Source organism: Serratia sp. J2 (assembly GCF_046269175.1).
GTDB classification, from domain to species: Bacteria; Pseudomonadota; Gammaproteobacteria; order Enterobacterales; family Enterobacteriaceae; genus Chania; species Chania fonticola_C.
Window position 1 is genome coordinate 24,980 of record NZ_JBKABN010000040.1, and the last position, 7,323, is coordinate 32,302.

Consider the following 7,323-nt stretch of genomic DNA (forward strand, 5'->3'; position numbering starts at 1 on the left):
AAAGCCATTATTCATCCCTGATAAAAATGGGGCTAAGAGCCCCATAAGATATGAAAACAAACTTTTGAATTGGGTCGTCTTAAGGAGCCTTGGTCGCCTGAGTCACCACCAGGCTAACAATGCCGCTGTAGGTGCCAGTGGCGATAGTGCCTTGCGTGGTCTGGGCAAAACGCAGCGGCAGAACGTCTGAACCATTTTCGATTCCCGCAGGGAACAGGGTCGCCGCTTCCAGCAGTTGGTTGGTGGTGGTCAGCACCGTTCCACCCAGGCTTACGGTCAATGGGATCTTGTTAACCCCATTGACATCCGCCAGGCTCGCGGCTCTGACCAGGCGAACGTTAACGCCAGCGGTAGCGTTGTTAGACCAGACCTTGGTGTTCAGGTTAAAAGGCGTCAGGCCTTTGCCTGGCAAATACTGCATATCGATGCTGCTTGGCAAACCGGTATTATCAGGTTGCGTCATATCAATCGTCGCATCCACGTTGGCATTCACAGTAATATCTTTCTGTACAGCCTGAACTGAAAATACGGCAGCCATGGTTGAAACGATCAGCAGTGGTTTAATAAACTTTTTCATAAAATCTCCATTTTATTTTATAAATAACATCCAACTTTACTCACCCCATAAAATCGGGGCTATACATGATTTGACTCCACACTTAAAGCTTTACAGACAAATCAATTTCTTCAACGCGCTTCTTAAGCCAGTTAAAATAACGCGCTTTATATTTCTTCCCTGGCATTACCATTAGCGAGGCAATTTTAAGCTCGGTACCGGGATATATCGTGGTGGTTTCTTTTTTCCAGTTGCAAACACCGCCCTGGTCACAAACCCCCACCTCTCGTAGCGGAATACGCAACGTACCGTCATTGATAACCTGGCCGCGCTGTGCATCCAGCGTCAGGCTGGCAATGGCCTTTTTAGGTGCAACGTGGACCAATGCCCCCCACACCAGGTTGATGCCTACCTTGGTCGTGGTCATCTGCGGGCTGGCAGCGGCAACGTTATCCTCTAATTCCGGCACGCCTTCAAAATAAACTCGCCAGGTGGTTTCTTTTTCCGGTAACTCCAGGGCGACCAACCGTACAAGGCGTTGGCTACCTGCCGAAATAGCCAATTTTTGCGGCGTTATCACCAGCGAGCTTTGTCCAAATTGTTCAACGTCCGCTTCTTGTTCTTGTTTAGTGCCAGGATTTAGTATTTGTTTTTCCATTACCTTGACGAATTGCACCCCGTCGCTTTGGGATATAACCCTTATTTGCGCGGCTCCAGTTTCGCCGATCCCGACTTCCATAGGATAAACGCTCATATTGGCCAATACACAACCTGGTAAAAAACAAAAAATAGCAACACCACTCAGGCGTTTAATAATATTGAGCTTCATGATTAATCCGTAATGAGAGTCTCTTATATCAAACTTTAAAACACAGCCAACTCCAGCCACGCTTAGTCTCGTAAAATTCGCAGCAAGTATAAAAACCAATGAGCACGCAGATCAACTTAATAATTATAATAATAACAACAAGAATAAAGGACTCAGTAACCCAATGATAATAAACAAGATAATTTTTAATTATAACAAACAGAAATAAACAAATTATAATATTTAAGGTGAATTAGAAGATGAGGTTTTAATCAATAGCGCAATACGGGGGAAATTAGCTTGGCAAGCCAGGACGGTGACAGCATTTTCGCTGTCTTATTCAGTTCAGGCAGAGTTCCCCTCTGCCTGAACGAGAAAGCAAAAATTGATTAAGCTAACGGCTACTCGGCAATATCCGCGTCACTGCTAACCAATTGCATTATTTCGCGTACCACGCTGGTAGCGAAACTGCCTGCCGGTAACCAGAAACGTAATTCCACGGTGACATCATCCCACCAGTTCCACTGCATTTTCTGCGGCTGTAGCAGCAAGGCCCGTCGTGCAGGCTCTACGCGCTCACGCTTTAACAGACTCAGCAATTCCGGCTGCTGCGCCAGGCAACTTTGTTCAAACTCCAGTACCTCTGCGGCAGTTCCCGGCTCACCATCCCCCGGCAATGGAGCGGTGATCATCAGTTCACCCGCGTCTAACCGTTGTTGCAGGGTGGCTAGCTCTTCCGCTTTGGCCACGAACCAGCTCCCGCGGCCAGCCAGCTGTAACGCATCCCCTTCCAGCACCGTTTGCTGCTGTTGGTTAGCCAAACGCTGGCTGGTAATGAGGTTGAACAACGCACTGCGGCTGGCAGACAGGTAGAAGCTACGTTTGCTGCGCTCCTTGACCCGGATCTCATCGTTGGCCCAGCGACGTGCCATCGTCAGGTTGTTGCCACCACGGCCAAAGCGCTGGCTGCCAAAGTAGTTCGGCACGCCGTCCGCCGCGATGGCCTGCAAACGCTGCTCCACTTCTTGGCGATCGCTGATCTGGCGCAGCACCAGGGTAAATTCGTTACCCTTCAACGTACCGATGCGTAGCTTGCGTAGGTGGCGAGCGGCCTGTAGCACTTCGCAGCCTTCCAACGCAAACTGGCTGAGATCGGGAGATTCTTTCCCCGGCAGATGCAGACAGAACCACTGCTCGGTGACCGCATGGCGATCTTTCAAACCGGCATAGCTGACCGAACGGGCATGAATGCCGGCAAACTTCGCCAGAGAGTCCGCCACAAACTGGGTGTTGCAGCCGTTCTTGCGGATGTTCACCAACAGGTGCTCACCTTCGCCGTCCGGCGTAAAGCCCAGATCCTCAACCACCACAAAGTCTTCCGGGTTGGCTTTCAGCACGCCGGTAGCCGCTGGCTTGCCGTGCAACCAGGTCAGATTAGCCATGTCCATGCGTTATTCCTTGATCAACAGGGCAACCGCTTCGCAGGCAATGCCTTCGCCACGGCCGGTAAAGCCCAGTTGCTCGGTGGTGGTCGCTTTGACGTTAACATCGTCCATATGGCATTGCAGATCTTCCGCCAGGAAGATGCGCATCTGAGGAATGTGTGGTGCCATCTTCGGTGCCTGCGCAATGATGGTGACATCCAGATTACCCAGACGATAGCCCTTGGCACGAATGCGTTTCCAGGCTTCACGCAGCAGCTCACGGCTGTCTGCCCCTTTGAAGGCCGGATCGGTATCCGGGAACAGCTTGCCGATATCCCCCAACGCCGCCGCCCCCAGCAGGGCATCGGTGGCCGCATGCAGCGCCACGTCACCATCGGAGTGAGCCAGCAGTCCTTTTTCATAAGGAATGCGAACACCGCCGATCACCAACGGCCCTTCGCCGCCAAATTTATGGACATCAAAACCGTGACCGATACGCATGATGCGCTCCTTTAGTTGTTCAACTGAGTCAAATAGAACGCCGCCAGCGCCAAATCCTCTGGCCGCGTCACTTTAATATTGTCCGCACGCCCCGCCACCAGCAGCGGATGATAGCCGCAATGCTCCAGCGCCGAGGCTTCATCGGTCACCGTAGCCCCTTCATCCAGGGCACGTTGCAGGCAGAGTTTAAGCAGTTCCAGCGGGAACAGCTGTGGCGTCAGTGCATGCCACAAATCCTGGCGTTCGACGGTGTGCGAGATGATGCTTTGGCCCACCTGCGCACGCTTCATGGTATCACGCACCGGTGCAGCAAGAATGCCGCCGACCTTACTGTGTGCCGTGATCGCGAGCAACCGCTCCAGATCGTCGGGATGCAGGCAAGGGCGGGCAGCATCGTGGACCAAAACCCAGTGTGCGTTGCCTGCCAATTGCAGCCCGGCCAGTACCGAATCGGCGCGCTGTTGCCCACCCTCAGTGACCAAGACCCGCGGATCGCTGGCAATCGGTAATGTCTTGAATTGTTGGTCTTCGGGGCTGATAGCCACGATCACCTGGGTAATACGCGGATGGCGTAGCAAAGCGTGGATCGCGTGCTCAAGAATGGTTTGATGGCCGATGGTTAAATATTGCTTCGGGCACTCGGCCTGCATACGGCTGCCAATACCGGCAGCGGGCAGGACGGCGATCACCTGAGGGGAGGAGCCTACGGATGGATTCATGCGTTACTTCGATGGGTTGTTCTGTGTGGCAGACGCCGCGTTGCGTCCGGAAGGTTCAGGAACCAGACGATAGAAAGTCTCGCCGGGCTTGATCATGCCCAGTTCATTGCGTGCGCGTTCTTCTATCGCTTCCTGACCGCCGTTCAGGTCGTCAATCTCGGCAAACAGCTGATCGTTACGCGCTTTCAATTTGGCATTGTTGCTCTGCTGAGCCACAACGTCATCATTGACCCGTACATAATCGTGAATACCATTCTTCCCCAGCCACAGCGAATACTGTAACCAGCCAAGCAGCGCCAGCAATAGCAGCGTCAGTTTTCCCATCTCCGCCCCCTAAAAAAAGCGCTTAATCATCCCACAACTTGCCGTTTGACTCCACAGCAGCGGCGGCTTTTCATCTGCCGCCATCAAGCGTAATCAGAATTTCCTGAGTTTAGCGCCTGATTGTCGCCTGAAAGTGGCATTAAATCCAGGTGGCCGCAGGCAGCATGGATCGACGGGCACCGCATGCTGCTGCATACATCGACATCATGCACACATCGTCGCCCCACATCAGTATGCAGTAAGAATAACTGGGCTGAGGGTATTTTTACCGACATTTAAGCCAGTTTTTAAATAATTATTCATATTTAACACTGTTAGCATTTTCATCATCAGGTAGGGGTTGTGTTTTTATTCATGTAAGTTTATTTTTATGCATCTAAAGTGCATAAATAAATCCAATGTATAACCTTTACTTAACGACTCAACTTATTCGGGGATTGCTCATGTTAAAACGTCTCGTGCTGATTAGTGCCTGCCTGGCGGCCACTTTTTCCGCGGCCTCCTTTGCCGCAGAACCGACGTATGTTGTCGGCTCCGGCGGTACCTATCGTCCGTTCGAATACGAAAACAGCAAAAAAGAGCTGGAAGGTTTTGATATCGATGTGATCAAGGCCGTCGCCAAAGCGGAAGGTTTCCAGGTGAAGCTGGTAAATACGCCGTGGGAAGGCATCTTTGCCACCCTGAACTCTGGCGACCGCGACATCATCATTTCCGGTATCACCATTACCGACAAGCGCAAGCAGATGGTCGACTTCTCTACGCCATACTTCCCGGCAGAGCAGGCCATCGTGGTACCGAAAGAGTCTACAGTAGACTCCATCGACGCGCTGAAAACCCTGAAGGTGGGCGTAGTCAACTCCAGCACCGGCGACATCGTGGTTTCCGACGTGTTAGGCAAAAACAGCACTGCCATCAAGCGCTTTGATAACACCCCGCTGCTGCTGCAAGAGCTGTATGAAGATGGTATTGGCGCGGCCGTGGGTGACGTTGGCGTGGCCAAGTTCTATATCAAGACCCACCCGGAGAAAGAGTTCAAGCTGGTGTCAGACGCCAAGTTTGAGCGCCAGTATTTCGGCATTGCGGTGGCCAAGGGCAACGATGAGCTGCGCAACAAGATTAACAGCGGCCTGAAGAAAATCATCGCCGATGGCACCTACGCCAAAATCTACCAGACCTGGTTCGACAGCAACGTCCCTACGCTGCCAGCAGAATAAACCGGCTGTAAATAGGGGCGCAATTGACTGTGCCCCTACGTATCAATGACCTGCAAGTTCGCACTACCACCGTAAGGATTCTATTTTGTCAGCATTCCGTTGGGAGATCATTGAGGAATACGCTCCGCTGTTTATGGAGGGTGCCTGGATGACCATCAAATGTACCATCATCTGCGTGATCCTGGGCACCACTTGGGGGCTACTCCTCGGCTTAGGCCGCCTGGCGCAGGCTCCGCACGGCATCTGGAAACCGATCCTGCACTATTGCGTGCAATGGCCGGTGCGCATCTACATTAGCGCCTTCCGGGGCACGCCGCTGTTTGTGCAAATCATGGTGGTCCACTTCGCGTTGGTGCCGCTGTTTATCAATCCGCGTGACGGGCTGCTGGTCAGCAACGGTTTGATGAGCGTCGACTTCGCGCGCGCATTACGTTCCGATTACGGTGCCTTCCTGTCTTGCGTAGTCGCCATCACGTTGAACGCCGGTGCCTACGTCTCGGAGATCTTCCGTGCCGGGATCCAGTCGATCGATCGCGGCCAGATGGAGGCATCGCGCTCGTTGGGAATGGGCTACGGCAAAACCATGCGTAAGGTGATCCTGCCGCAGGCCTTCCGCCGCATGCTGCCACCGCTCGGCAACAACGCCATCGCCATCGTCAAGGATTCGTCCCTGGCCTCCGCGATTGGTCTGGCGGATCTGGCTTATGCCGCGCGTACCGTTTCCGGCGCGTACGCCACCTACTGGGAGCCCTATCTGACTATTTCAGTGATCTATTGGATCATCACCTTCCTGCTCTCGCTGATGGTGCAACACATGGAAAAAAGGTTCGGTAAAAGTGATTCGCGTACATAACCTGCAAAAACAATTTGGCGAAGCCCACGTGCTGCGCGGGATCTCCTGCCAGATCGCGCCGAAAGAAGTGGTGTGTATTATCGGCCCATCCGGCTCCGGTAAAAGTACCTTTCTGCGCTGTATCAACGCGCTGGAAACGCTTTCTGGCGGTGAGATTGACGTTAACGGCTTTGCCATTCACGACCAGAAGACCGATCTGAACAAGATGCGTGAAAGCGTGGGCATGGTATTCCAACGCTTTAACCTGTTCCCACACATGACGGTGTTGGAAAACATCATCATGGCGCCGATGGAGGTGAAAAAACTGTCCCGCAGCGAGGCCATTGAACGTGCCGAAGTGCTACTGAATAAAGTAGGCCTGCTGGACAAGATCGATGCCTATCCCAGCAGCCTGTCCGGCGGGCAGCAACAGCGTGTCGCCATCGCCCGCGCATTGGCGATGGAACCGCAAATCATGCTGTTTGATGAGCCTACCTCAGCGCTGGATCCGGAGTTGGTCGGTGAAGTGCTGGCGGTGATGAAAGCGCTGGCCCTTGAAGGCATGACAATGGTGGTGGTAACCCACGAAATGGGCTTCGCCCGTGAAGTGGCTGATCGGGTGCTGTTTATCGATCAGGGGATTATTCAGGAAGAAGGCACACCGGAGCACATCTTCGGTAACCCGACCAATCCACGCACCCAGGCATTTTTAAGCAAAGTTTTGTAACCTTCGGCACCGCTTTGACATCTCTTGGACGCATGTCCCCTCACCCCAACCCTCTCCCACAGGGAGAGGGAGTCGGCCCAGTGCTAGCGGCAGGAACCGAAGCCAATCTTTCGCTTTGAGCTAATTCGGGGTCTAGATAGGCACAAACTCAATCTGTGGCACATGCTGTCCCCTTGTATGTTTAAAGACACTTTAATTACCCGCCCAAAGGCGGGTAG

The 7,323-nt window shown here is 53.0% G+C and carries 9 protein-coding genes; 3 read left to right on the forward strand and 6 right to left on the reverse strand.

The window, feature by feature from the left end; all coding sequences use genetic code 11:
- Positions 1 to 79 precede the first annotated feature (79 nt).
- The 6 genes from ACKWMY_RS25940 to ftsB form a co-directional block, all read right to left on the reverse strand.
- Positions 80 to 577, reverse strand: a complete 498-nt coding sequence (locus ACKWMY_RS25940) for a CS1 type fimbrial major subunit (protein ID WP_074032414.1) — start codon at positions 575 to 577, stop codon at positions 80 to 82.
- 82 nt (positions 578 to 659) lie between these two features.
- A complete protein-coding gene (locus tag ACKWMY_RS25945; RefSeq protein ID WP_211136458.1) occupies positions 660 to 1,385 on the reverse strand; it encodes a fimbrial protein in 726 nt (241 codons plus the stop codon).
- A gap of 380 nt (positions 1,386 to 1,765) precedes the next feature.
- Positions 1,766 to 2,812 carry a tRNA pseudouridine(13) synthase TruD gene (truD, locus tag ACKWMY_RS25950; RefSeq protein ID WP_074032417.1) on the reverse strand — a complete coding sequence of 349 codons (1,047 nt, stop codon included), beginning with the start codon at positions 2,810 to 2,812 and terminating at the stop codon, positions 1,766 to 1,768.
- A 3-nt stretch (positions 2,813 to 2,815) separates the two neighbouring features.
- A complete protein-coding gene (ispF, locus tag ACKWMY_RS25955) occupies positions 2,816 to 3,289 on the reverse strand; it encodes a 2-C-methyl-D-erythritol 2,4-cyclodiphosphate synthase (RefSeq protein WP_021179414.1) in 474 nt (157 codons plus the stop codon).
- 11 nt (positions 3,290 to 3,300) lie between these two features.
- A complete protein-coding gene (gene ispD, locus ACKWMY_RS25960; protein WP_261161868.1) occupies positions 3,301 to 4,008 on the reverse strand; it encodes a 2-C-methyl-D-erythritol 4-phosphate cytidylyltransferase in 708 nt (235 codons plus the stop codon).
- 3 nt (positions 4,009 to 4,011) lie between these two features.
- A complete protein-coding gene (ftsB, locus tag ACKWMY_RS25965) occupies positions 4,012 to 4,332 on the reverse strand; it encodes a cell division protein FtsB (protein WP_074032421.1) in 321 nt (106 codons plus the stop codon).
- Positions 4,333 to 4,775: 443 nt separating this feature from the next.
- Between ftsB and ACKWMY_RS25970 the strand changes: the two genes are divergently transcribed.
- From ACKWMY_RS25970 to ACKWMY_RS25980, 3 genes are all read left to right on the forward strand, one after another.
- Entirely contained in the window at positions 4,776 to 5,546 is a 771-nt protein-coding gene (locus tag ACKWMY_RS25970; RefSeq protein ID WP_059199801.1) for a basic amino acid ABC transporter substrate-binding protein, read from the forward strand.
- 85 nt (positions 5,547 to 5,631) lie between these two features.
- The gene (locus ACKWMY_RS25975; protein WP_024485716.1) at positions 5,632 to 6,399 is read left to right on the forward strand and encodes an amino acid ABC transporter permease; all 768 of its coding nucleotides are present in this window, start codon (positions 5,632 to 5,634) and stop codon (positions 6,397 to 6,399) included.
- Complete coding sequence (locus ACKWMY_RS25980; protein WP_065687026.1) at positions 6,383 to 7,105, forward strand: amino acid ABC transporter ATP-binding protein; 723 nt, start codon at positions 6,383 to 6,385, stop codon at positions 7,103 to 7,105. Before ACKWMY_RS25975 ends, ACKWMY_RS25980 begins: the two co-directional genes overlap by 17 nt.
- The last annotated feature ends 218 nt before the right edge of the window (positions 7,106 to 7,323 follow it).

Excerpts from the sequence above, each read along its gene's own strand:
- ispD (WP_261161868.1), bottom strand. The coding sequence starts at position 4,008 with ATGAATCCATCCGTAGGCTCCTCCCCTCAGGTGATCGCCGTCCTGCCC.
- ACKWMY_RS25945 (WP_211136458.1), bottom strand. The coding sequence starts at position 1,385 with ATGAAGCTCAATATTATTAAACGCCTGAGTGGTGTTGCTATTTTTTGT.
- ACKWMY_RS25940 (WP_074032414.1), bottom strand. The coding sequence starts at position 577 with ATGAAAAAGTTTATTAAACCACTGCTGATCGTTTCAACCATGGCTGCC.
- ftsB (WP_074032421.1), bottom strand. The coding sequence starts at position 4,332 with ATGGGAAAACTGACGCTGCTATTGCTGGCGCTGCTTGGCTGGTTACAG.
- truD (WP_074032417.1), bottom strand. The coding sequence starts at position 2,812 with ATGGACATGGCTAATCTGACCTGGTTGCACGGCAAGCCAGCGGCTACC.
- ispF (WP_021179414.1), bottom strand. The coding sequence starts at position 3,289 with ATGCGTATCGGTCACGGTTTTGATGTCCATAAATTTGGCGGCGAAGGG.
- ACKWMY_RS25970 (WP_059199801.1), top strand. The coding sequence starts at position 4,776 with ATGTTAAAACGTCTCGTGCTGATTAGTGCCTGCCTGGCGGCCACTTTT.